Consider the following 24839-nt stretch of genomic DNA (forward strand, 5'->3'; position numbering starts at 1 on the left):
TTCACTCCGTTTGTGTTGTCGCGGTGTCCATCGCCGTGACTGCTGCCGTCGAGAAAGATTCTAGTAGCGGCTCGTTTTTGTGCAAGTGATGAAAAGCACACGCGCCACGTTTAGCAGAAAGACACTTTTCGCAGATTGTGATTCCGTTCGTCCGCGACTCCATCACGTCGTTTGGAAGCCCATGTCGCACAACCGCTCGGTAGGGGTCGATCACCAGAGCGAGCTTCGCGGGTCCAGGCGCGCGACGCATCCGCCTGATGCGACCGAGAAGTTGAAACCATTTCACGCGCGACGTAGGGGCGTAATCCAACACGGCCACAGAGATTTTTGCAAGGTCGATGGCCTCGACAAAGCACCCTACTCCGACAACGAAATCTATGCGTCCCGTGTTCAAATCAGAAAAAACGCTTCTCCTTTTCAGGGGTGCCATGCCCCCGAGCATCACCTCGGCTGACCATCCTGCGGCGGTGAGTTCTGCGGCGGCATCCTGCGCCCTGGCCTGCGTGGCGCAGAACACGAACCCGCGTCTGCGGCCAGCGTGGGCGTTCACGGTGCGCGCGAGGGTATCGGGCGGCGGGCAGATGACCCGAGCGGGCGCAATCAGCCCCGCCGCCGTGAGGGCCTCGGGATCATCGGCCAGCACAGAGCGCCCGAGCACCTCTCGCGGCATGGGCTGCGAGCCGCGCCACGGCGTCGCCGTCAGGTTGACGTGTGAGGCATCGGGAAAGCGATCTCTCACCCCGCGCGCAATCGGGCCGGTGAGTTTGTGAGCTTCGTCCCACAGCACCACATCCGGCGCGAGCGAATCGAGCGGGTCAAGATCGAACGCGGACCAGTAGAGCGCGCGGCGCTTGCGCGCAGCGTGAAGCGTCCAGAGCGAGGCAATTACGCACGTTGCGCTGGGCGAGCACTGCTCAAACCCGCTGGCGATCAAACGAAGGTCGTTGAAGCCCGCGCGATACAGGCTCTCGAATGCGGCGATGGCGGTAGACGGTCCCGGCGTGAGCCACAGTACGCGCGCCCCGCGCTCAAGGTAGCCACGCGCGATCTCAGGCCCGAGCACCGAGCTTTTGCCACTACCCGTCGGCGCAACCAACGTCACGCTCCCCGGCAACGCCTCACGCACTCGCTCAATCGCGCTCGCCTGCGCCTTTGTGGGTTTGAGCCTCACTCCACACTCACGGTCCGCACGCCTTCAAGCGCGAACACTGCATCGCCTGTGTGGGCAATCGTGACAGTATGACCCTTTTCGCTCGTCGCCCTGGCCGCGTTCGTGAGCGCGTGGAGCATGGTGTCTCCCGTCCACGTCTCAGCCACAACAAAACAAAACCCGTCCCTGTACTCCTGGCGCGTGCGATCCGAGTCAAACACGGTGCATGGCAGTTTGCGAGAGACAGCATTTTGACCGTAGAGCGCGAAGCCCACCGCGCTCGCGTCCACGAGCAAGCGGTCGGCTGCGTCGAGTTCGCGACGTAGCTTTTCGAGGTTGGGCGGCTTTGCGCCTGTGCCGATTAGTAGTTTCATGGTTGCTAGAACCATCCCCTAGTATATGCGCTGGCTCCCTCAAGTGTTATTCTAACCATTCCAGCAACCGGCCTGTGGACAAGACCGTCCGTTGTGAGCGATGCCAGCTTCGCGTACACGGAATTCGTACACGGATGCTGCGGAGTTTTTGTCATGCCGAATTTTTCCGGCCATCGCTTCCAGCACTCTAGCGCTACATCTTCTGTTGAGATTGCGTCTTTCTGCTCGTATAATACTTCCAGAACGCATCCCCTTGTCGTGCCGTTGCGCTGCGGTGTGTTCTTGGCGGAAACTGGCGATGCTTTCATCGCCCTGCGAATCCGCCTTTTGATTGCTTCCGGCGCGGCTGGAGGCTCTGGTGTCGGCTTCTCAACGGGCAACGCCTGCGGCTCGCGCGTTGGCGTGATCTTCTCGATTCTGTACCGGCTCGGTTCCGTGTAGCGGTTCAGGTCGGGCTTCGGCGGGAGTCCCGTCGGTTGACCGCTGCCGAGAAAGCCTTTCGGTGCTGGAATCATCGCAGAAGCCCCATGATGACGTTTCGCATTCCCAAGAGTTCCATGTCCCCTCAGAACATCGACAGTTGACGCTCGCCCATGACGGAGGCCCCAAACTCTCCGAGCATCGCGGCAAGCACGGTGCGGTGACACCTCTGCGCGTTGGCGCAGAAGCACAGAAGCGTGACCGACTCGCGCGAGAGAAGATCACTCCAGCGTGACGGGTAGACCTTGCGGGCGTGCTCCATCTCGGCTCGATAGTCGGCCTCGTACTTGCGCCACAGCGCGAGCGTTTCGAGTCCCGCATGGCGAGCGTTGAGGTAGGGCTGTACGAGCGCCCACGACGGCGCGAACAGCACACCCGTCGGATGGTTGCCCGAGCGCGTCACGTCCAGCGCATCGGGACCGCCGAAGGTCATGCGCGACGTGTGGACCTTTACCATCGCGGATCATCTTCCATCTTCAACGCGAACCGGGATAGGACAACGAACACCTCACACCATTCGCCGTCGGACAGCGTTGCGCGTCCATTCTCCAGCGCGGAGAGTTCTCTCGGTTCCATCTCCAGTGCCGTTGCAAGCTCTCGCATCCCAACGTCAAGAACGATGCGAAAGTGAAGTACCGCTTCGGCTCGGGGCGACAGCGGGTAGCGGTCAACCTCGACCTCGCGCAGCCCTCCGGGGTTCACAAACGCCATCGTCTTCTCTCGGGCGATGGGCGATACCGGGATGATCGTCAGTTTCACGGTCCAACCTCCACGCGAATCAGCCTTACGGACCCAGCCCACGAGTTTCGACTCAAGAGGTACTCCGTTCTCGCGGCAGACCCGACAAGCAACGTGGCGGACTGCACCCACGATCCTCCACGCTGAAACTCTGTATGGATCACGGCCCCACCTCCACCCGCGCGCAACGAAACCCAAGGCTGCAGTACCGATAGGACACGGCGCTCCTGCTGCGATAGGCCGCGCGCACCCACGACGGGTCGCTGATGAACCAACCCACGCCGCGGCAGACGCGTGCGATCACGGTCCCACCTCCACCCGCGCGCAGCGAAAACCCAGTCCGTTGTCGCGATAGGACGGAGAGTTCCCGTGGCGAACGCCCGCGCGCGCCCTGGAGCGGTCGATGTTGTACCAGCCGCCACCACGGTAGACGTAGAACATTACGGCATCCTCCGCATCATCTCCATTTGGCGCACGGCGAGACGGTCAATCTCGCACGCGCCCGTGTGGTATCGCCCGAGCGCGGTGGCCCACCCCGCCCCGCGGCATCGAACGTCGTGGTGCAGCCGCAGGAACCGAAGCGCGAGGCCCGCGCCGCGGTCCAGCGTGATCTCAACCTCGGGGTGCGTCGCGTGGAACTCGGTCACGTCGAAGTAGGGCGTTCGATGCGCGGCGGAATGAAGGTGGAACCAGTTTCCCACCCAAGCCGTTACCGTCAGCAATCGACGCTCCTGCACATCGGGCGTCGCGCGAAGAATTGCGTCGGCGTAGAGTTTTCGGTCATACGCCTGCACGTTCCCGATGCACAGCGCCATCCACAGCATGATTGTTTCGAGCGTCACGTTTGGCTACGGTATACTGGAGCCAACCGCATGACGCAAGACGCAAACGATCACGCCTCTGAGACAGAAAAGACGTTTTCCTATGAGGGGCTCACAGATGAGCAGCGGGCGGGCGTAGACCTCGCCCTTTCTTCGCGCGTCGCGTGCATCACTGGCGGCGCGGGAAGCGGCAAAACCACGGCCCTCGCGGCGCTCTGCGAGCATTCCACGGCCCGAGAGCGCGGCGTGCTCTTGCTCGCGCCCACTGGCAAGGCTGCGGCGCGCATCAGCGAGAAGACGCACAGGCCCGCGAGCACCATCCACCGCGCGCTCGGCTGGGAACCGCGGCTGCGGAAGGTCCGCTACGATGCCGTGACGCCCTGGTCGCAGCGACAAATCGTTTGCGACGAGGCAAGCATGGTCGATGCTCTGCTCTGCGCGGACCTCCTCGAAGCCGCTTCCGAGGGCGCACACGTCACCTTTGTTGGCGACGTGAACCAGCTTCCGCCCGTCGGCCCTGGCGCTCCCTTCGCAGACCTCTTGCGCTCGGGCGTGGTGCCCACCGCGCGCCTCGCCACCATCCACCGACAGGGCGAGGGCTCCCCCGTCGTGACGGCTGCGCACGCGATCCTCGCAGGCAACCGCCCGCGCGACGTGAAGGGGCCATCTGAGGCGTTTCTCTTCGTACCCGTGCCCACAGACCTCGACGTGATGGCGCGGGCGCTCTCGGTGGTACAGCGGTCGATTCCCGGCAAGTACGGGCTCGCGACCGACGCGGAGATTCAGGTGCTCTCGGGCACGGTGCTTCTCTCCGACGAACTCAACGCTGCGCTGGCCCGTCACTTCAACCCGCACGCGGGGCCGTACCTCGGCGCTGGCGATAAGGTGCTCCACACGAAGAACAATTACGAACTCGGGGTGTTCAACGGAGACGTGGGGCGCTGTCTTCTGCGAGACGAACGCGGCGCACAGGTGGAGTACGACGGGCGGATCGTGGCGTATCCCGCGGGCGTGGTGCGGCGGGAACTTGTGCGGGCGTGGTGCCTCACGGTCCACCGCGCACAAGGGAGCGAGTATCCCGCCGTCGTGGTGTGCCTCGACGGGCGGGCCTCGCCCCTGCTCACGCGCCAATGGCTCTACACTGCCGTCACCAGGGCGCGGCGGGTGTGCGTGGTGATCGGGACCGAGCGCGCGTACCGGCGGGCGTTCTCTGCGCCTGCGCCGGTACGCCAGAGCGCCCTGGCGGATCTTCTGCGGGTCAATTCCCCCTGAGAATCCAGGGCTGTACGGGCACGAGAAACACCAGCCGTTCGGGCTTCGTCCACACCATCAGCGCCCGAAGGCGTTGGGCAGCGATGGACGAAATACGAACGGTCTGGAACTCTGGAAAATTCTGGCTCATGGCTTCTCCCGCGGCTTGGATTGTTGAGGCTCGCACCTCAACACCGCCGCAGGAGGCCAATCGTTTCAAGAAATCGACGCTGGTACTCAGCTTTCGTAGCCCTCGTCCTCTTCGCCGTCTTCGTCGCCCTCGTCTTCTGAGGGCGTCTTTCCCCTGACGAGTTCGGACGGCTTCTCCTGCAATTCGTTTTCCTTCTTGCGCGTCTCGGGATCGTTCCAGGCGTACAGGTCCGCACGCTTCCGCACGTCCCAAATAAGCTCAGATCGCACGTCGTCCATCTTCTCGGCGGGGATCGCAGCCACAAGCGCATCCCACAGGTTGCCGGAATTGCCGTTGACCGCAGGGTCTTCGCTGAAAACGATTCCGCTCAGAGCGAGCCCGCGTTCCTTGTCGATCCATTCGAGCGATTGGCGGATGGCCTCGACCACGCCGAGAGTGCGGATCTTCTGGTCGGTGGGCTTCCCTGCGCGAATCCAGACCATCACGGCGTCTACGATGTCCGTCACGTCGCTGAACTTCTTGCCGATCACGCTCTCGCCCAGGCTCTCACCCCACCACGCGATTGCGATGGCGTTGAAGGTGCCGTAGGTGTTCGCGCTGCGCTTCGGGTTGAGTGCGGAGAGAGCCTCTCGGAAGCGCAGGAGGTTCGCGTAGGTCGGCATCGGCACAAGGGCCAGTTTCTCGTGGACGTTCTCTTTCGTGATGGATTCTCGCGGAACCAGGGAGAAAGACCCATCCGCGGCGATGCCGGGGAGGTTCTTGTTCCCGATGTTGTAGAGCCCCTGCCTCGGCTTGTCTCCGCCGACTTGCCAGCGGCCCGCGATCCAGCCGGCGCTCTGGTACTCCGAGCCGGGAATGGAAAGATCCATGAGAATGCGGGGCGCGTAGATACCCCAATAGCGCGCGAGCCACGTCTCATCCGCAGCGTACCACGCGAGTTCTTCCCAAATGCGCGACTCTGAATCGTAGCGTTCTGGATCGGCCTTGCTCTTGAGTTCAAGCGCCGTGTTGTGCTTGAGCTTGACCTCAACCGCCCGCATGACCGTCTCGTGATCGTCGTCGGGCCAATCCGACACGTCGTAGATGTCCAGCGGAAGACAGTAGGCACGTCGCGCGAACGGTGGAGGATTGTTGAAATCGTATTCCGCGTGCTTCGACTTCACATAGCTTCGGGTCGCGGCGTGGAGTTCTTCGGCAACCTCGCCAAAATCGCGCAGCTTCCACTCTGCGCTACCGGGCTTGCGGTGTCCGATCACGTCTTTGGTGGCCCACACCTGCGCCGCCGTGGCCCCGCTGGGACTCACCGAAATACCCGTGACCGCCTTCGCATGAGCCACGACGGAGCCATAGTGAGAGAAACTCACCGCGAGGCTTCCGTAGCTGTTCCGTTGGATCAGCTTCATCCTGCACGACTCCCACACGGGCGGGAGAATGAAGGCGATGGGATACACGCGAATACTCGTCGGTGCCTTCTTCTCGGCGGGTTCTGGCGCGTCGTACTTGTCCTCGCCTTCGTCGCCGCCCGCGGGTTTGACCTTGCCTCCCGCACTGACGGCCCTGTCGTCGTCGTGCGTGTACTCGCTCCCGTCGGCGCGGACGTAGAACGGTAGATGCTGCGGAGTCTCCTCCTTCTGAGTCTGCTTCCACCTGTTTCGCTTCTTCTCCTCCTCCTCTTCCTTCTTCGTCAGCTTGCGCTTCGGCTCGATGGTGAGTTCGCTCGTCGGCGGAAAGAGGTAATCGTTGACCTGAGCGACACGCGAGAGAAACGGATACGACCGCTCGGACACCTTCGCGTAGATTTCATCGACAGACGCCTTTGCGTCGTCGCGGAAAACCTGAATCGACTCCCCCTTGAACCCCTGCGCGGAGGCATACCGCGAACGGGCGCAAGCGTAGCTCGCGCGACCCAGGAGGAGCTTGACCCTGCTCTTGGTCTGCTTGCGCTCGTCAATCACCTGACTGACACATGCCTCCGAAAGCGCCTCCTCGGCCTCTTCGCGACTGCACGACACCATGCCGATCACGCCTTCAATACCTTGACCCGCAGCGGGGTTGTTGGTCTTGAGGTCCTGGCTCTGGAGAAGGGAAACCATCCATCCGCGCTTGCCCCCGATCATGTTGAACCGGAGAGCATCGCCCGAGCATCGCCCGAAGTAGTAGGCAATCTCGATAGAGCCCATCTTGTTGCCCTGACGCACACCGCGCCCGTTCCGCTGATGGAGCGTGGCGGGCTCCCACGGGAGGTCAACGTGGTGAATCGCACACGTCCGCTGCTGAAGGTCGATTCCCTCGTAAGCCACAGAGTTCGCGATCACCACGTCATAGAGCGGGTCCACCATCTTCTCTGCATCGCCGTTGAAGGCGTCTGCGATGGCGAGCCGCTTCCCCGGCGACGGCGCGGTCTTTCCGTTGAGAACCGCGATGCGCGTTGGATCGACACCGTAGTGAACAAGCGTCTTTTCGAGCCATACATGGCCCGCGATGGACTCCAGAAAGATGACGTGTCCGCACGTTCGCGTGCCGAAAACTGCGCGGGCGACCTCCTTCTGACCGTCCACGTTCTCGCCGCCGAAAGGCATGGTGTACCGCTGGCATCCGAGGTTTTCAGCCCTGGCCTTGAGCATCACCTCTTCGGAACAGACCACCACCTGAATCTCTCCGGGCTTGCGCATTCGGCCCGAGACGAGGCGGAACACGTCTTGTGCGTGGTCCTCGTGCTTGACTGCGATCATCACGTTCGCGGGCGTACCGAAACGCTGGAGAATCTCCATCGTCTCGTCTTCTCGCCCCTTCGGACAGAGCACCACTTGACCGCATGAAAGGCTGGCGGCGATGCGTTTGGCGCAAGCGTCGAACTTCGGAGATTGAAACGACCCAACCTCCTTCGCAGATTTGATCGACCATTTGCTTCCGTAGGCTCGCGGTTCCGAAAGGAACTGCACCGCGCTCACGACGCTCCCGTCGGGGGTCGTGAGCCGCTTGCCGGTCTTCGTGTTCACGACGATCAGGTTGCCGTTCTTCACCTCAGTGTGCGCTTCCGCGCACTCGTCCAAGCATGGGTGAACGGCGATCATCGCGCGGCGCGTCACGAGCGCAAGCGCCTTGCCTCTCATCTTCGGGTCGGTTGCGCCCGCCTTCTGGAACTCCACATACAGCGTGCGGTAGAGCCTGTCCTTGATCCTCTGATGCTCGCTCGGCGCGAGGCCTACGTCCACGATGTGAACGGGCTCTCCCTTGTGGTTGAACCACAGGTTCGCCATCTCCCCGTCGTAACAGAAATTCACGTTCGGACGGAACCTCGTGGAGTAGCTGTTGCCCACGTCGTCGATGTAGCGCGTCGTCGGTTCCGGCAGTCGGATGCCTGCGCCGGGATACTCCCGCGCAATGTCCAGCGGAGTCTTGAACTCACCCCACCGATTGAGCACGCGACGAATCTCATCGAGGTTCTTGAACGCGACCGCACCAATGGCCTTCTTCGGCTTTCCGTCGCCGCTGATGGCAGTGATCTCCACGCCCTCGATGAAGCGATCCACGAACTGCTCTTGATTGTTGATGCCGATGTTCTCCCAAATCTTCGGGTCGAGATAGGAGAGGATAGAATAGAACTCCAGGGGGGAGTTCTTCGCGGGCGTTGCGGAGAGGAGCACCACGCCGCCGCCGCCCTGCTTCTTACGCACCGAGGCGCAGCGAAAAAACAGGTTCCAGGCCCTCTTGGAGCCCTTCGGCGGACTGCTCATGTACTTCCATTTGCGCTCTGTCGCAAACAGGTTCTTGAAATTCTGCGCCTCGTCTACGACGATCATATCCACGCCGATGTCATCCCAGCGCGGGCCGATGTCGTAGGGCACGGGAACGCCATCGACGGAGCGTTGCTTGAGCTTGTCTGCAACAAACTGCTTCACGTCAACGATGCGCTTGGCCTTGTTGCGTTCAGATCCCTCCTTTTTCTTCTTGGCTTCGCCGTCCTCGCCGTCGTCCTCGCCGTCCTCGCCGTCGTCCTCGTCGTCCTCGTCGTCCTCGTCCTCATCGGTTACGTCGTCCTCGTCCTCGTCGGGCAACTCGCGCTCTTTCCCGAGGGCGATGCTCTGGCGAACGGAGTGAAGATCCTTCACGAACTCGACCACCATCTCGGGGTCCATCTCTGTCATCCCGAGAACGCTGTAGGTAACGATCGCGAGATCGTATTCGCCGCGCTGGAATTGGCTCCACTTCTCCCCGCGGTCTGCGGGGGTGTCGGGCTCGTAAACGCTCTGTTCGCGCTCAACCTCCACGATTTCAACGTGCTTGTTGCGGCCCTCTCCGACGGTCTTTGCCTCCTTCACCTTGACGGTGCGCTTCACCTCTTTGGACCCGATGACACAGACCTTGTACTCGGGCACAAGCACGCCGTTGATGACGCGCCCGAGACACTTCTCCACCACGTCGCGATACCACTTCCACACGATGCTGTTCGGAACCAGAAGCACCGGATGCCGCACCCAGCCCTCCTCGCGCGCCTTGGCGATGATGCCAATGCCGGTGAAGGTCTTGCCGACGCCCACATCGAACGCCACGAGGCCCGTGCGATTGCGCAGCACGCGACGCGCGCCCGCGTTCTGCCATGGGTGCATCTTCACATAGCCGGTCCACCGCTTGATGTTGAGAGGCTCCGCGGTGATCTTCGGGTCCAGATACCCGAATTGGACGCGATGGTAGGCGTTCAGAATCCGCTCGCGGTTCTCTTCGTTCGCGGGCGTCTCGATCCAGGCATAGAACCCACGAATCCAATCGCGGATCACTTCCTCGCGCGCCTTCTCCACGTCGGCGGCGGTCGTCTTGTCTTGGGGGGATTCCTTCTCGGCGCGCACGATGAACAGGCGGTTCATGTGGTTGTACCAACCAATAAACTTTCGCACAGCATGGTCGTTGGAGCTTCCGACAACCTTGTCCACATCGTAGACGGAGAGTTTTTCCGCGCTGAAATCCACACCTTTCACAGCGATTGCGCCGAAGCTGAGAGAGAGGGTGTCGGGCTTGAAATCGCTGGAGCCTCTGACAATACCGCGCCCTCGCTTGCCTGCTCTGTCAGCGCTCATCGACAGCTTTTCGTGAATCCACTTCTTGATGATGTCGAAGGGCACCCAGCGGTCAACGGGCGTGTAGCGACGGCGCGGGTCTTCGGTGTCAGGGAATGGCTGGTTGATGTCCTCCCACGACGGGAGTTTGAGCGCAGCGATGATCTCTTTCCGCTGCTGCTCGACCTCGCCCTTGGGCAGTGACCCGTAAATCTTCCCGCCTCGCAGAATGTCCGACGACACAAGCGCGTTGCCTGCGTTGTCGTACCGAGGCCACATCTCCCCTTCGAGAAACTGACTCGACGGAACCAGCACGTTGAAGCGTTCGCCGTCCAGACGCCAGCCCGCCGCGTACAGACCGGGGAGCCCTTCGTAGACGCTCGGCATGGCGTCTTCCAGGGTCACGTTGCGAGCGTTTGCCACGGCCCGCCCCACGTCCTCCAGGGTGATCGTCTGCCCCCGCCAGAGGGCGTTGGCGACCGCCGCCATATCGTCGGCGTTGCCCTGAATCGGGCTCATCCACTGAGGTTGCGTCGCGACCTGGGCGACGAGTTCACCCGCGCGATCCCACGCAGACAGGAACATCGCGACGTTGTTGTTCTCGGGGGCGTGGTCGCGGAGCATGGTCGATTCGCGCGGGTTGCCGTGCTCTTTCTTCCACTGCAACAGGTCCGCGTGAAGCTCGGGCCACATCTCGACGTGCCTGGGCGTCGTGCCGTCCGCGAGGAGCGAGAAGTAGGACCGCACGCGAGCGCCCACCGTCGTCGCGCGGTCGAGTCCGTAGGGGTCGCCGCTGATGGCGGCTTGCTTGACCGTGGGCTTGTAGTTGATCTTCGTCTTGAACGGCTGGAGTTCGCTCTCGGTCTGGAGTGGGCGCGGATCGAACGCGGGAAAGCCGTTGAAGGTGCCAAGCACCTTGTAATCCCACCTTGCGCCCTCTCCATAGGTGCCCTTCTCAGTGCCGAGAATGTGGCCCCGGTGCGTCTCGAAGTAGCGCCCCGCAATCACATCCGCGTCGCTCTTGTTCGGCACGGCGAGCGTGCCGCCGCGCGCCTCAAAAAAGAGAACGTCGATGTTGAGCTTCGCGCCGGGAAAGATCCCGTCGGGCGTGCGGAACGCCGCGAGAAGGTGATGGCGCTGGAGCACCTTTGCGCGAGTGTCGCTGTAGCTCACGCCCGAGAGGAACCCTGACGGGACCACCATCACGCCGATACCCTTCGGCGCGAGCGCATCCAGAGCTCGACGGATGAAGTAGATGAACGCCGCCGGTTCGCTGTACTCGCTCGCGAAATCCTGTGCGGCACGATCCCCGCGCGATTCGGGGTAGGGAGGATTCGAGAGAATCAGCCCGATCTTGCCCCACAGCCCGCCGAAACCGCCCTGTGCCCACTTCTCGAAACTGCTGTGATTCACCTCGACGGTCGGCATGGACGCTTGAAGCATCCGAGCCGAGACGTTGCTGAATTCGATGGCCGTCCAGCGCGCCGGGAGCCCAGCGTCCTGCGCGGCACGGATGAAGCGACCGATGCCTGCGGACGGCTCCAGAGCTTGCAGCGTGCCGTCGTGCTGCGGGAGCGACGCCTCCCACTTCTCTCGGATCACCCGCACCACGTCCGCGGCGACGTTCGACGGCGTGTAGTATTCGTCCAAAAGCCCTTCGATCTCAGGCCGCACGTCGGACGGCATTCGATCCAAGTTCTTCTCGTGGGAGAGCCCGCCCCAGCCGGAATAGCGACCAATCTTCGTCTGTTCTTCGTCGGTCGGAGCGTCGCCGCGTGCCTCGACGCAATGAAGCGTCCACATTGCGCACAGGTTCGCGTCGGTGCGCTGCGCCTCGGTCCACAGGTCGGGCTTGCCGCGGTTGAGTTTCTCGACGCGCGCCAGCATGGTTTCGGCCTGCTCACAGAGCGATGCAGTTTGCGCGAGAGCTTCCGCGGATGCCGACCGTACCACCTCGGGCGCGGACAGTGCGGACCTCGGGGCGCGCGGAGTGCGAGTGCGAGGCGCAACTGCGGCCTGTTCTGCGGCAGGAGGCGGCGGCGCGGGAGCTTCGGTGGGGGGCGTAGGTGCTTCGACGGGAGGCGGCGGCGCGGCCTTGTTCTGCGCTTTGAGCGCCAAGAGCTTGCCCGTCACGTCCGCGAGTTGTGCCTCGTCTTCGATCACCGCGCGGCTGAGAACGGCCCCGCTGGACGCTGACGTGATCGTAACCGTGAACTCGCTGCCCTCGGTCGAAAGAGCCACAAGAACACGTCCAAATCGGAGTTCTTTCCGCATGGGCGAGAACCTACCACAGACCGGGAAGCAGAAAAGACACTTCTCTGTCTCTCGGTCATGTGGGGCGCGGAACGGTCCCGCTCACCCGCTACCCTTGTCCCACCCGCGGCCCAAGAGTTGATCGACACCCTCAACATAGGAGAGTCGCCCCGGCTTGTCGAGCTCGTTTTTCGCCCTGGTGACGGCGACGTACCAGAGATTCATCTCTTCTTTTTGATCTTTCTCGTTCGGCGGGATGCGCTTCTGCCATCCGTTGCGTCCGTACTTGAAGGTATCCGCGAGCAAGAAAACCCTGTTGGCCTCGCCGCCCTTGATCCGGTGAACGCTCGTGAGCACCAGACGCTCCGAGAGCATTTGCTTGTACTCTTCGGGCGTCATGGCTTCGACCGCCTTCTCGGACGGCGCGATGCTCTTGAGAATCTCCTCGATGTCGTCGGCGGTCTTGACGGTGGGCTTCTGCGCCAATCCCGTCTTCGACTCGTTCCAGAATGCGTTGAAAATCAGTTGCTTCTCGATGTAATCGCCGTCCTCTTGAACGGTCAATTCCTTGTCAGTGCGCCACTTTCCGGGGCGTCCAGCCTTCTTCTCGTTGGCTTCCCACCGAGCGATGCGCGACAGAACCTCTTTGCGAACCTCGCCCTGCTCCTCTTTCAGCCACTTCTCTGCACCGTCGATGAAGGCTTGGAGCGAACTGTCACCAATGCTCTTTCGCCGGATCTTGTACATGATGAACTTGATCTGATTGGCGATGGCGTTCCCTTCCCCAAGAATCCACGGCGAGATACCAGAACCGAGCGCGAGCATCCCCATCGGCACAAGGGGTTTGTTGATTCGCGTGATGACAATATCTCCGACGGACCAATCCTTGACCATCTCTTTCGCCTTGACCGCGCCGCACCACCCCATCGGCCACGGCTTGCCGTCGGGCGTCGTCTCGGGCACCGAGAACTCGGGCACCAGTTTGCGCGCTTCTTCTGCGGCGCATCCAGGAACGCGGTAGGACACCGAGAGCGGGAGTACGGTCGCAGAGAGTTCCTTGATAAGCCGCGGGATCACTTCGCTGTCAGCTCCGCGGAAGCGATAGATGCTCTGATTCCGGTCGCCCACCACGACGATGCGGCCTTGCGGCGCGAGCGAGCGAAACACCAGCTCGATTTGCGCCACGTCCATGTCTTGCGTCTCATCCACGAAGATCACGTCATAGAGGGTTTCGGGCACCATGCTTTTCGTTGCAGAGACAACGAACGACATATCTCGGAACGAGACGAAGCCGAGTTTTCCGTCTTCGGTCATCTCGTTGTAAAGGCCGGTGTCCCTGTCGGACACCATGCGCTTTGCGTAGTTGGAATTCGCGGGCGGCTCATCCATCCGATGCGTGAGTCCAGCCTTGACCCACCGCAGAATGTCAGCGTGAGTGAATCGGCGCTTGGCTCCCTTGTTCCATCCGTCGAAGTACCACGACGCTGCGGCTCCATCGGACCCGAGCAAAAGCTCGTAATCCTCCTGTACGCTGCGGATCGCGTTGTCGTCCATCGCGAGGAACGATTCGCATAGCCCCATCAGGTCTTTCACGTCGGCCCTGACCTGATCGGCGTTGGCGTCATTGCCGATGTACTCTCGCACCGCGAACGCGAACACCTCTTCGTCTCTGGCGTTGCTCAGGAGCTTTTCTCCGCGGCCCTTCGTGCTGATATACCGCGCCTTCCAGTACCGACGCAGGATGGAGTATCCGTGCGCCGCGAGGGTGCTCACGGCGATGTTGGATCGGTCCCTCGGAAGCCGCGCCTGGAGTTCCTTCTGGATGGTTTTGTTGAACGCCACCATCAGCACCTTTTTGTCGGTGTTGATCTGTTTGATGGCTTCAAGAATCGTCGTCGTCTTGCCGCTTCCGGCGACGGCTTCGATCACGACATGACCCTGGCCGGTACGAACCTCATCGAAAATGGCGCTCTGGTAGGGGCTCCACTTGCGCGCCGCGCTCGCAACGGCAGGGTCCGCCGACTGCGCTGCGGTCGCGGCGGGCATGAGGATCGCGCCGACAGGGGCCTGTGCCTCGGTCTTCTCTGGCGGGTCGGGAATGGCGGCGATCTCAGCCTCCACGTCTACACCGCTCAGGAGCGAGCTTGCGATGTTCGGCGCGTGGAGCGGCTGGAGCGCGCCGACGTTGAGCGACATTGGCGGGAGGTCTTCGTAGCCGTCTTCGGTTGCCGCGGGCGCTGCAACGGGCTCACTCCATCGGCGCGCACGCACGGCTGACACCAGATCCCACGGCTTGTACTGTCCGAGCGGCTTGTGGATGCTGAGTGCAGGCTGAATCGTCTCCGCGGCCTCTTGAATCACCTCCTCGAAAATCCGTGCCGCAACCTCGGAGTCTGGATCGTCCGCAAATCCTCTGCGCTCGACCAGCGCGGCCTTGCGCGCGAACATCGCGGGTAGATCCCATTCAGGCTTCGCGATCTTGTACGCGCTCACGAGCGAATCCACGGCATCGGCGGGCGTGTCGAAGATGGGCGAGAGTTCGTACTTCGCCAACTCTTTCAGCGGGAGCGGCTGGGGGTACGTCACGAGGTCACGGAACCGTCCGCTGTCGTCCGCCTCGGTCTTCATGGAGCCCGCGGGGATGGCCCCATATGCGGCGGGCCTGCGTGCGCCGTAGCGGCGCGTGTTGCTGTAGGGGTTGCTTGCGTCGGGCGCTGGCGGCAGGGCAACGGGCTTTGCTTCTGGCTTGCTGGCGGGCTTGCTCCCGTCGGACAGAACGGGAAACGGCTTCCCGACGAAAAGCGCCTGCGTGCCTTTGATCGTCGGCGGGAGCTTCACGCCCGTAATCGCGGTGAACACCTTGCGCGAGGTCTTGTTTCGTGTGTCGAGAATGGAACTGTACTTGCCCGTCTGAATCGCGAAAGCGAGCGCCTTTCCCTGCGGGGGCAAGCCTTGCGCGACCATCGCAGCTTCGATGCGCGCGTACAGAGCCTGGTCAACGGTGGCCTCGGACGTGGGCACGGGCAACGGCGGCAGCGGTGACGCGGGCGGCGCGTTTTTCTTTGCAGCCTTCTCAGCCTTGACCCTTGCCTCGTCGGCCTCTTTCTTTGCTTGGATCATCGCGTGGAGTTCCTTCCCCCACGGCGTTTGCATTTGAACGATCCAGCTTTGCACCACGTCAATCTGCTTGGATTCCAAGCTCTCAAACATCGCCGCTTCGGCTTCGGTCGTTGCGTCGAGAAAGTGCCGGTAGTTCACTGCATTGGAATCGGCCAGATGGTTCTCATCCATCTTTCCGCGGAGAGTCCCGGTCCAGATACAATCTCCGGTGAACAGTGACGTTTCGCACGTCGCCCTGCGAATGTCGTTGTTGAAGTAAACACCTTTCGTCACGCGGAGAGTTTCGTCTCCCCTGTCCAGCGCATCGTTCACGAGCCTTTCGCCGTCTTGCGACGACACAGGATCGCGCTCATCGACGCGCACGCGCACCTCGAACTCGATCACGCCTTCGGCGGGGCTGCGCTTGGAAAGGGTTGCTGATTTGCGGGGGAGGTCAAAGCCGTGCAGGGCTTCGTTTGTCGTCGGTCTGCTCGGTTTCTTTTGCGGTCGTTCCTCGACCACAACAAACGCCCCCCGCACTGTCGCGGGCGATGGTGATGGCGGCGGCGCTGCGACGCGGGGCTCTGCGTCAATGCGCTGGATCATCTCCAGAATCTTCGGGTTGCTGCGACCGATCCATCCCGTCGCAAGCCCTTCCTCGGTTCCTGGCGCTTGCAGCGAAGCCTCTGCGAGTCCCGACATTTGGAGGTTCAGGCGCTCGGCTGCGGTGAGCGTGCGCGGCGGAATCCACGAGATTGCCGAAATTGCAGACGCTGGCTTCTGCGACGGCAACGTCCCCATGTAGCCCCACACACCGCGCAGCCAATCGCGGGCCGATTCGCTCCCGTTGAACAGGCGGTAAGAGCGAACGCCTGTCGTGCCGTCTACGACGTTCGACGCGGGCGCAGCGTAGGCGTCTACGCCCTTCCCCCCGTGCGTTCCAATCTCGTACCACTGGCGTTCCGGCTCGTTCCACGTCCAGGCAAGGTGTCCACCCGATTTGACCCACTCGGCCCGCTCTTGGATCGACGCCTCGGGATCGGCGTAGGGCGAACGCGGCGGGACAGGTGCAGGAGCGACGACGGGAGACAGCGCGGGGCTCTCCGATCCCTCCTTCACGATCTCTTGAATGACCGTAAAGATGGCCTCCACATCCTCGTCGGTCTGCGCCTCGTACCGCCCGAGCACCTCTCCCGTGCCGACGTAGGAGAGCACCATCGTAAAGACGGTGCCGATGATGCCGGATTCGATGCGGAGAGGGCCTGCGAGGTCTACGCGCGGCGGCTCGTTCCAGGCTTCAGCGTTGCTCATTCTCGATTCCTTCATTGTGACCGCAAGCGCAGTGATTTCCTCTGGTCTTGACGCCGGATCTTCAACCACGGACGCATACGAAACAACCTCCGGTTGCGGCTTGGCAAGCTCGCGCTCGCGCTCGCGAATGGCCCGAGACACGGAAGCGATTGTCTCTTTGACGCATTTCTTGGAGTTGCACGGCTCGGATGGGTTATCCATGCCGCCAACGCGAAAGCTCACGCCCTCATCCGTCGAGATGGCTTCAACCAGAATGCCGCCAACCGTAAGGCTTCCGATGATGTTCATGTGGGTCCGCACGAGTCGCCAAACGCTCCAGCGGGGAGCATCCAGCGGTCAACGATGATGGGCTCATCGAATTTGTGACTGAGCACGGCTCGAATATCTGCCGGGTTCATGCTGAACGGTTTTCCCCTGTCTGCCGTTTCGACCACAGACAGCTTTCGCTTGATTGTCTTACCGCTTTTGGCTTCCGCGGCAACCACCGCGTTGAACTGCGACGGATTCACAGCACGGAGACTCGCCCATTGATCGGATGATCCGAAGATGCACGCAGCGCATGAGACACGGCCCCATCCGAGACGGTATGCGGGATGCGGGTTGAGCCTGTACCGTTCAATGATTGCCCACACCTCGCGTTCGCTCCAGGCATGAACTGCACGCCACTGATCGACGTACCGCGGGACGCGCCCGTCGCGAAGGTCTGCGCGGTGAGCCTCAAAGGTGAGGTATTTGGAGCGTGCGGCGGATTCCTGCGCTCGCTCGCCTGTGACAAACAGCGTCTTTTTCCGGTCGAAGCGTCTTTGGTTTCGGAGTGCGGCTGCGCCCACGTCGATCTTGAGATAGGCGGAACACCAACGCACTGAGAGGTCGGGGCTGACTTGTGGAAAGAGCCCGTTTCGGTCGCCCTTCGGACCTTTGCCGCCTGTCTCAAATGTTCCGTCGGGCGTCTCGAATTTGATCGGAGCTGTTGGTGTCTCCTTGCGGTTCATCTCCCGCTCGAATCCCCCAACTTTCCACGAGTAGTAAAGTTTGACGCCAAACGCTTCGGCCACCGCTCGGCAATAGTCGCGCGTGCAGGGCCAATCCATGAGGGTCGATCCCTCTTGTCCGTCAACGTCGTGATGCCAAAGCTCGATCTTCTCTTTCTTGACGCCGAGGTCCAGAAGCCTGAGAAGGCAAGCAAGAGAATCCTTGCCTCCTGAGAACGCAACGATGATGTGATCGTAGATTGAAAGGTCGATTGCCTCATGCTCTACAACGGCAATCGGTGTCGTTCTTGCGTCAAAGGCCGATTGAATGCCCTTGAATACGGCTTCAACAATCTCGGCCTTTGGGTCGGTCCCCATCACGACTCTCCGAGGTCTGCCAGGAGCTTCCGCATCCTCTCGTCCGCGATCTCTTGCGGCGTCGGGGTGGGCTTCGGCGCGGGTGCGGCGGGAGAAAGCTGCTTTCCCCTCAATTCAGCCATCATGCGTGCGGCCTTGTCGGCCAGAGCCTTCGCACGGGTCAGCGCAGGGTCTTCCGCAGGCAGCGGCTCGGGAATGGACGCAGGGACGCTCACGGGCGGTGCGGTTGGCACCTCTGTGCGAGCGGGCGGCGGGATGGTTGCAGGGCGAAGGGCGGGCGCGGGAGCCGGTGCGGGAGCTGTGGGCGAGAGCCCGAGCGCGCGCATGATCTCAGCCGCTTCGCGTCGCTCGGCCTCCTCTTCGGTTTCGACCGGCGCGGCGGGCTGCGGGGCAGGCACAGACGGCGCTGCGACGGGGGCCTCTGGCGCGGGCTCCTCGCCATGTCGCACGGTGGGGTTCTTGAGGGCCTTGCGGATGGCGTGTTCCGGCGTGGACGCGACCGCCTCCAGCTCGCCAATCAGGGCGCTGTACCTCAAATCTCCCGTGCCTCCCGGTCGGAACGGAGAAACCAATGCCTCGCGACCGTCCGAAAGACGGTAGATGCGATCATCGTCGGCGGCGTCACGAGGCTTGGCTTTGCGGTCTGAAACGATCGTGATGCCGTTGCCCACTTCAACCTGACCAACCGCCGTCTTTGGCCCCTTGCCGGTCTTGGCTCCCTGTTTCACCCACGCTTCCACATCGACCAGAAGACCGTAAGCCTCGCCGTATGCGTGCAGCGTTGCCCACATTCCCTGATCGGCCATGACCGTGCGAATGTCTTGGAGGTCTTCGTTGATCGTCTCAAGACGCTTTTCGGACACACCGCCCTTCAGGCGGTTGATGTCGTCAATCAGTCGGCCCGTTTCGGTGCGAATCTCGGTCCAGTGCTTCCGAAGCGAGTCCGCGGCTCCATTGCCGTTCTGGTCGAATGCGATGCGCCGATTGGCCTGCTTCTCGGAACCGCGAAACTCATCGTTTCCGATGGGCGGAAGCTCATGCTCCGACGCGATCCACAGAAGCATGGAAAGGGTCGTTGCGTTGTAAGGCCAGAAAAATGGATTGGAGTGTTCTCCGTAGAAACTCCCGGCCCACGAATTGCCGTCGAGACTGCCCTCGCGCTTCAGGCGTCGCTCCATCGCTGGCGACAGCTTCTCATCGAACGTCACCAGCATGTTCGTCTTCGCCATCTTGACGAAAGCGATCTTCTTGACCTTCACGCCGCGGTAGGTGAGTTGTGCCTTCGGTGCTTCTGGCACCTCCAAGCGAGCGGGCGGCGGGATGGTGGCGGGACGCGGCGCGGGCGTCGGCGTCTCTTCGTTCGTGACCTTCACGTCCGCGGGCGGCAGACCGAGCGCCGCGAGCACGATGCGGATGCGCTTCGCGCCGCGCCCGCTCACGCCGTTGTCGTCCACGCCGCGCACTTGCCACACGTTGTCAGTCCCCACGTTGCGACCACCGCCCGTGGGGTTGACCTGTGTGCCGGTGATGGTCGCGACGCCGAGGCCAGCGAGTGCCTTGTAGACCGCAGCGGGAGTGCCGCCGCCAGCCGCAGAAATCTCCCCCGTCGTTGCGCCCTCTGGCCGTACCAGAAGCTCGGCCACCATCTTCGCCATCGTCTCCAGATTGGCGTCGGGCTTCGATGCCTCCGGGGCGGGCGCGGCTTCGACCTGGGGCGGCGCAGCGACGGGCGCGGGAGCCTCCATCGGCTTCTCTTCGGCCTTCGGAGCGGGCTTCTCGGCAGGCTTGGACGCGGCGATCTCGGGGAGGTCTGCGGCGTTCGCTCCCACGGCCAACGCGGCGTCGCGCGCCTTCTGGTTCCACGTCGCGCGCCAGTAGGGGCTCTCGTGACCCTTGCTCACGAGCCCGTAGCCCGCGGCCTGTAGCGCCTTCTCGCTCCCTGCGGCGGGCTTCCGACCGAACTTGAGCCGCACCACGTTCTGCTCAAGCTCCACGCGAACCCACTTCACGTCCGTCGTGGATTCCTTCGCGGCCTCGGCGCGGCGCTTCGACACGACGCGCTTCGCAGCGTCCTTCAGGTGGTTGGCGCGAATGAGCGAGTCGGAGTACCCGAGCGCTCGCATGGTCTTCGTCCAGAGCGAAACGATGTCGTTTCGGCCCTGGTGTCCCGCGGCATCGAGCACGTCAAGGTAATCCCCGAGCGTCTTCTCGGCCTCGGCCTTCGACACGCTCTTGTTGAACACAATCCAGTAGTCCACCGCGTTCGCCTTGCCCTCGTGGGCAGTGCCCTTGAGCGAGGCGAGGCGCTTGTCGTCGGGGAGGTCTTCGTTGCGCCCCTTCATCTCCTGAATCTCGCGCTTGTTCTCCACGATGGCGACGCGGTGTTTCCCGCGAAACACGGCGTCGATGCCCGAGCCCGTGAAGCGCGCGGCCTTCGCGATCTTCTGGTATTCGCTCTCGGCATCGTCCAGCGGCATCGTCTCCAGGCGCGCGAGAAGCTCTTGTTGGTCCTTCGTCAGCTCGGAGAGTTGCTCCGTGGTGAGCTTTGGCTCGGCGGGCACCACGGGCGCGTGCTCGACGTGCGAGAGGTTGTAGTGACCAGCCACCCGCGGGTCGATCTCGACGCCCTTCTTCAAGAGCCGCTCGACCATCGCGCGGTGTTCGTCCGCGATCCGGTCCTGATCCGCGGCGGTCATCTCATAGGCGCTGTACTCCAGCGCGAGAAGATCCGCGGGCATGGTGCTCTCAGCGCGCAGACCATGCGATGCGAGGGCCACTTGAACGGTGCGAGTCTTGGGATAGTTGGGCTTCACCGTGGGCTTTTCATCCTTCTTCGATGCTTTGGCAAGGGACGAAAAGAACGCAGACACGCTATTGCACGCGCTGCGATAGCCCTTCGTCGTCGTGGTGCCCGTGAAGCGCATCGACCGACCCGTGCGGACCATCCGAACCGTCAGCGACAGGTGCGACCCGCGAGCGCGGGTGACGCGGAACTCGGATTGCTTGACGCCGTGATCGCGCGCCGCAGCGTGAACGCAGCACGCGATGGCCTGCACGATGGCATACTTCCCCTTGAACGCTTCGACGCCGCGGTCGCGGCAGTCTTCGGCGGTGGGGAGTTCGCGGCTCCCCTCTGGAGCCTTCGCGGCGGGCTTTTGCGGGTCCGTCTGCGGCTTGGCTTCGGGCTTCGGGCTCTCGGCCTTCACCGGGGCTTCCGCCGCCCGCTTGGCCCCTTGCGGCGCGCTGGCGAGGCCCCTGAGATACCCCAGCGCGAACGCCGTGAACTTCCGCTGCGAAGCGATCCACGCATCCGACCGTCGGCAGTACCGTTTCGCGCCGCGCGAGAGGGCGTTGTACTCCCGCTCGAAATCGTCCAGCGCGTTCGTGAGCGCGCGGCCTCCGCGCTCTGAGTTCTTCTCGATGCGTGCAAGCTGCGACGCGATCCGCTCGACGCGCTTCTCCAGGGATGCGAGCCCGCGAACGCTCACCTCCTTTTCGACCACGCTCCCCGTTTCGCAGTCCGGGGCCGTCTTCGCCTTGAAGTGCTGGCGAAGCACACTTCCGAAGCGGGTTGCGCCTCGCAAGAGAAGGTCAATCGCGTTGCGCGTCTGCTCTTTCATGGCCCGTAGGATGCCACACTCCCCGCATGGCGAATACACCCACCCGCGCGTTCGCAGCGCTCATCGTCGGCGGTGAAGCCCAAGCCGCAGAGCGCATCCGTCTGCTCGGCGCGCTGGAACGGCACGACGGAAACGTCGCCCATGCGGCGCGCGTGCTCAAGATCCCACGGCGCACCTTCACCCGCCTCGTGAACGCCTACGGGCTTCGTCCCGACATTGAGCGTTTCCGGTTTCTAGCCAGAAACACCCCGTTTCCCACCTGATTCGCCACCACGACAGAAAAGAGGATTTTCCCAACTCGTTTTTTTGTGTCAATCGCGCTTGTCGGTTGACCGAAAGCCTCTAGCATCCGCCGTGCCAACCTCGCGCGCCCGCGCGCGTTTGCCTACTCTAGTGATTTTCGGTTTTCAGAGTTTCTCTCTTTTGTATAACTATGTCTTTTGTGGTGATCTTATAGTTACTCTTCTGCAACTATCTTCTAGTTATACTCTATCTATACTTTAGTTCCTCTTACTTCTCTTATAAATCTTGATCCCCTCCCTCGCTCCGCCCTCAAAAATACACAACATGAAATAGATTGTATATAGAGAAATACGACAATCGTACCTTGAACTAATCTTTTTCACTGCTACCCTCAAAGGGTGGGTGCGGCGGGATAGATAGTTAGATTTCAATACTAGATTCAAGCACCGTGCCAACAGAGGGCCAATGTCAACGCTGAATGAGATTCTCCAAACCAACACGCGAGGCGCGCAGACGGTGGCCCTCGCGGGCAGTCCGAGCGCGGGACTCCTCTCCGAACTCGCGCGGGCCTTCTCGGGCCGGATTCAGACGACGCTCCCCGCCGCCGACGTGCAAGCCGCAGGCGTGGGCCGCGTCGTCTACTCGGGCGACTTGAAGGCGGTTCTGTCAGGCGCGGACGTGGCGCTGATTCAGTACGGGCTCGTGCTTGACGCGAAGCTGCTCGGGACCGCGCTGGAGGGCGTCGCGCCTGGGTCTTGGGTCGTTGCCGTTGGCAACCTCCCGGCTGGCGCAGCGGTCGGAACCGTGATGACCGTCACCGGGGAGGAAAACACACTTTCTCCCGCACCGTGGTTCTTCTATCGGTCCCGCCGCAATGGTGCGCCGATTGCATGTGCCTGTAAGAAGCGGCGCGGCTGATTCTCCGTGACTCCGCATTCGCGGAGTGTCAGAACACCGACCGATGCGAGAAGAACATCAGGCGTGCCCGAAAGAGTCGGAGCACAGAGAACAACTCCAATCGGTCATCGGCGTTGCTGCGGCGGCTCACATGCGCGATGAACACCTGTGCGAAGCGGATGCGAGGGTTTCGCGCATTGTTGCCCATGCATACCTTTACGGAGTCGGAACGGGCGCGTTCGTTGCGCTCATCGTTGATTTCATCGTGTGGAGGCTCTGGTGATCGAAGTACAGCAACGCAGCGGGCTTCGGATCGTGCTGGGCGATGCGTCGATGCTTGGCGTCGTCTCGCAGCCCACCGCCCCAAGCACGACGGCAGACATTGTGACGGGGAACCCCGCGATCCTCGCAGCCATCGACGGGCCGATGTTCGACTACGCGCCGGGGGAGCCGCACTCCTACTCGACCTTCCGCAAGGGCGTGAACAAGTGCCGTCTCTGGTATCCGACGCGCGCGGTGGATGTGGCGTCGCGCGTGCCAAACGACGGCATCGCCATTGCCGTCTCCGGTGGTCGCGCGAGCGCGGAGCACGGAGCTGGCAACAGCACCGGGGCGGATGCCCTGGTGCAGCTCTATCCGACGCTCGTGCGCAGCCGTGTCGTGACGGCGGGCTTGCGCGGAACGGTGCCCACCGCTTGTGCGGGCGTCGGCATCGCCGCAGACGGGCGCATTGCGCTCATCGCCGCGTCCAGCATGACGCTCCCGCAATTCGCCGCAGCCATAGGGGCCGCGGGCTTTGTCGATGCGGGCTACACCGACGGCGGCGGCTCGACGGCGCTCTATGCCGACATTGAGAAGGATGGACGCACGGAACAGGCGATGAACCTCCGCGGACGCAGAGTGATTTCATGGGTGACGCTGGAGCGCAAAAGCCCCGCCCGCAACGTGCTGGAGCGCGCGAAAGCCGCAATCGGCACGGGCTCTGACGGTGTGCTCGGCGGCGCATTGACGGTTGTGGGCACGCTCGTCCTGGCGGGCGCGCTCATGGTTTCGAGGAACGGCTGACAGGAAAGTGTTTTTCCTACTCTGAATGGAGAAGAACGTGGCGAAGAGGAAAATCGTTGAAGAGGACGTAGGGGCGGGACCGAGCGTGGACCTCATGCCCGAAGTGCAGCCCGAAGCGCCCGCAGTGCCCGAGCTTGCGCTTGGAGAAACGCCCCCGGAGAAGCTCGACACCGGCATCGGTGATGGTCCCGTTGCGATGGGCGAAGGCGCTCCCGTCGCGGCTGCGGAGCCCGCTGCGGAGCCCGCTGTCGGCGGTGCTCCAGAGGGCTTCGTTGACATTCGAGACGCCGTGATCGCAGGTATGGGCGCAGAGCCCATGCCGATCCTCGACGGGTCGAAGAAGGCGAAGAAGGGCGACGCGATCACTCCCGAGGACCGCGCGCAGATGGCTGCAACGGTCGGCAAGGTGATGTTCGATGGTCTCCTCGAATGGGGCGCGACCCGTCTCGGATCGAGCATGACGCCCGAGGGGCACATGCAGTACATGCACCGGCAGATGACGGCGGAAGCGCTGGAAGCTCACCAGCCATTGCCGCCGATGGGCCTCCCCATTGACCTGAATTTTGAAGCACTCATCCGCAGCGACCTCGCGAACGCGGTGGTGCGCGAAATCTCCATCGTGCTCACCGTCCGCGGCGGCATGGCGGTCCCCGTTCGCTACGCGATGGGCGTCACGACCCTCCGCGAAACCGAGAGGGCTGCGGAGAACCAGCGAAAACCCACCGAGGGAGAGCACGTCGTTGTTGTGCTCCCGGCGACCATCGGCATGACGGTCGCGGCGCAGTTTGCGAGTGCGGGCGACAACATGGGCGACAAGGCTGGGAAGTGGCTCAAGAACCACGAGGAACAGATCCGCATGGCCGTGGGCGCGCTCCTGGCTGGGAGCTATGCATGGGCCGTCGTCCAAGACGTTCGCGGCTCAAAGTAGACCCGCTCTGGCAACGGTGCCTGTGCGGTGAGTTCTGGTGCAGCAAGCACCAGAA

The 24839-nt window shown here is 62.6% G+C and carries 16 protein-coding genes; 6 read left to right on the plus strand and 10 right to left on the minus strand.

Translation table 11 applies throughout. The features are described 5' to 3' along the window. Position 1: 1 nt before the first annotated feature. The gene (locus IPJ61_RS20350; RefSeq protein ID WP_297112200.1) at positions 2-1171 is read right to left on the minus strand and encodes a DEAD/DEAH box helicase; all 1170 of its coding nucleotides are present in this window, start codon (positions 1169-1171) and stop codon (positions 2-4) included. Beyond that, entirely contained in the window at positions 1168-1539 is a 372-nt protein-coding gene (locus IPJ61_RS20355; RefSeq protein WP_297112202.1) for a hypothetical protein, read from the minus strand. Before IPJ61_RS20355 ends, IPJ61_RS20350 begins: the two co-directional genes overlap by 4 nt. Before the next feature lie 138 nt (positions 1540-1677). On the opposite strand from IPJ61_RS20355, the gene IPJ61_RS20360 reads away from it, so the two are divergent. Next, complete coding sequence (locus IPJ61_RS20360) at positions 1678-1965, plus strand: hypothetical protein (protein WP_297112204.1); 288 nt, start codon at positions 1678-1680, stop codon at positions 1963-1965. Positions 1966-2089: 124 nt separating this feature from the next. Here the strand turns inward: IPJ61_RS20360 and IPJ61_RS20365 are convergent, their stop codons facing one another. From IPJ61_RS20365 to IPJ61_RS20380, 4 genes are all read right to left on the minus strand, one after another. Then, entirely contained in the window at positions 2090-2461 is a 372-nt protein-coding gene (locus IPJ61_RS20365; RefSeq protein WP_297112206.1) for a DUF488 family protein, N3 subclade, read from the minus strand. Beyond that, entirely contained in the window at positions 2455-2763 is a 309-nt protein-coding gene (locus IPJ61_RS20370; RefSeq protein WP_297112208.1) for a hypothetical protein, read from the minus strand. The genes IPJ61_RS20365 and IPJ61_RS20370 overlap by 7 nt, the downstream gene beginning before the upstream one ends. A gap of 279 nt (positions 2764-3042) precedes the next feature. After that, positions 3043-3183 carry an SUMF1/EgtB/PvdO family nonheme iron enzyme gene (locus tag IPJ61_RS20375; protein WP_297112210.1) on the minus strand — a complete coding sequence of 47 codons (141 nt, stop codon included), beginning with the start codon at positions 3181-3183 and terminating at the stop codon, positions 3043-3045. Continuing rightward, positions 3183-3584 (minus strand): hypothetical protein, encoded by a 402-nt coding sequence (locus tag IPJ61_RS20380; RefSeq protein WP_297112211.1) that lies wholly within the window; start codon positions 3582-3584, stop codon positions 3183-3185. The genes IPJ61_RS20375 and IPJ61_RS20380 overlap by 1 nt, the downstream gene beginning before the upstream one ends. A 30-nt stretch (positions 3585-3614) precedes the next feature. Here IPJ61_RS20380 and IPJ61_RS20385 point away from each other — a divergent pair, with 30 nt between their 5' ends. Next, positions 3615-4835 carry an ATP-dependent DNA helicase gene (locus tag IPJ61_RS20385; RefSeq protein ID WP_297112213.1) on the plus strand — a complete coding sequence of 407 codons (1221 nt, stop codon included), beginning with the start codon at positions 3615-3617 and terminating at the stop codon, positions 4833-4835. A gap of 216 nt (positions 4836-5051) precedes the next feature. Here IPJ61_RS20385 and IPJ61_RS20390 read toward each other — a convergent pair whose 3' ends face one another. The 4 genes from IPJ61_RS20390 to IPJ61_RS20405 form a co-directional block, all read right to left on the minus strand. Next, positions 5052-12293 (minus strand): Eco57I restriction-modification methylase domain-containing protein, encoded by a 7242-nt coding sequence (locus tag IPJ61_RS20390; RefSeq protein WP_297112215.1) that lies wholly within the window; start codon positions 12291-12293, stop codon positions 5052-5054. Between the two features lie 81 nt (positions 12294-12374). Beyond that, a complete protein-coding gene (locus tag IPJ61_RS20395; protein ID WP_297112217.1) occupies positions 12375-16970 on the minus strand; it encodes a UvrD-helicase domain-containing protein in 4596 nt (1531 codons plus the stop codon). Next, positions 16967-18031, minus strand: a complete 1065-nt coding sequence (locus tag IPJ61_RS20400) for an adenine nucleotide alpha hydrolase family protein (RefSeq protein WP_297112219.1) — start codon at positions 18029-18031, stop codon at positions 16967-16969. Before IPJ61_RS20400 ends, IPJ61_RS20395 begins: the two co-directional genes overlap by 4 nt. Then, positions 18031-21651, minus strand: coding sequence for a hypothetical protein (locus IPJ61_RS20405; RefSeq protein ID WP_297112221.1), 3621 nt, complete (start codon positions 21649-21651; stop codon positions 18031-18033). Before IPJ61_RS20405 ends, IPJ61_RS20400 begins: the two co-directional genes overlap by 1 nt. A 26-nt stretch (positions 21652-21677) precedes the next feature. Between IPJ61_RS20405 and IPJ61_RS20410 the strand changes: the two genes are divergently transcribed. From IPJ61_RS20410 to IPJ61_RS20425, 4 genes are all read left to right on the plus strand, one after another. Continuing rightward, positions 21678-21914 (plus strand): helix-turn-helix domain-containing protein, encoded by a 237-nt coding sequence (locus IPJ61_RS20410; RefSeq protein WP_297112224.1) that lies wholly within the window; start codon positions 21678-21680, stop codon positions 21912-21914. 445 nt (positions 21915-22359) lie between these two features. Beyond that, the gene (locus IPJ61_RS20415) at positions 22360-22812 is read left to right on the plus strand and encodes a hypothetical protein (protein ID WP_297112226.1); all 453 of its coding nucleotides are present in this window, start codon (positions 22360-22362) and stop codon (positions 22810-22812) included. A gap of 258 nt (positions 22813-23070) precedes the next feature. Continuing rightward, positions 23071-23856: a phosphodiester glycosidase family protein gene (locus IPJ61_RS20420; RefSeq protein ID WP_297112228.1), complete on the plus strand. Its 786-nt coding sequence runs from the start codon at positions 23071-23073 to the stop codon at positions 23854-23856. Between the two features lie 25 nt (positions 23857-23881). Beyond that, complete coding sequence (locus tag IPJ61_RS20425) at positions 23882-24784, plus strand: hypothetical protein (protein ID WP_297112230.1); 903 nt, start codon at positions 23882-23884, stop codon at positions 24782-24784. Positions 24785-24839 lie beyond the last annotated feature (55 nt).

This window comes from Tessaracoccus sp. (assembly GCF_016714275.1).
Taxonomy (GTDB): Bacteria; Actinomycetota; Actinomycetes; order Propionibacteriales; family Propionibacteriaceae; genus Arachnia.

Bases quoted from the DNA above. Each gene is read 5' to 3' on its own strand.
- IPJ61_RS20355 (WP_297112202.1), bottom strand. From the start codon at position 1,539: ATGGTTCTAGCAACCATGAAACTACTAATCGGCACAGGCGCAAAGCCG.
- IPJ61_RS20360 (WP_297112204.1), top strand. From the start codon at position 1,678: ATGCCGAATTTTTCCGGCCATCGCTTCCAGCACTCTAGCGCTACATCT.
- IPJ61_RS20365 (WP_297112206.1), bottom strand. From the start codon at position 2,461: ATGGTAAAGGTCCACACGTCGCGCATGACCTTCGGCGGTCCCGATGCG.
- IPJ61_RS20375 (WP_297112210.1), bottom strand. From the start codon at position 3,183: ATGTTCTACGTCTACCGTGGTGGCGGCTGGTACAACATCGACCGCTCC.
- IPJ61_RS20385 (WP_297112213.1), top strand. From the start codon at position 3,615: ATGACGCAAGACGCAAACGATCACGCCTCTGAGACAGAAAAGACGTTT.
- IPJ61_RS20390 (WP_297112215.1), bottom strand. From the start codon at position 12,293: ATGCGGAAAGAACTCCGATTTGGACGTGTTCTTGTGGCTCTTTCGACC.
- IPJ61_RS20395 (WP_297112217.1), bottom strand. From the start codon at position 16,970: ATGAACATCATCGGAAGCCTTACGGTTGGCGGCATTCTGGTTGAAGCC.
- IPJ61_RS20400 (WP_297112219.1), bottom strand. From the start codon at position 18,031: ATGGGGACCGACCCAAAGGCCGAGATTGTTGAAGCCGTATTCAAGGGC.
- IPJ61_RS20405 (WP_297112221.1), bottom strand. From the start codon at position 21,651: ATGAAAGAGCAGACGCGCAACGCGATTGACCTTCTCTTGCGAGGCGCA.
- IPJ61_RS20410 (WP_297112224.1), top strand. From the start codon at position 21,678: ATGGCGAATACACCCACCCGCGCGTTCGCAGCGCTCATCGTCGGCGGT.
- IPJ61_RS20415 (WP_297112226.1), top strand. From the start codon at position 22,360: ATGTCAACGCTGAATGAGATTCTCCAAACCAACACGCGAGGCGCGCAG.
- IPJ61_RS20425 (WP_297112230.1), top strand. From the start codon at position 23,882: ATGGAGAAGAACGTGGCGAAGAGGAAAATCGTTGAAGAGGACGTAGGG.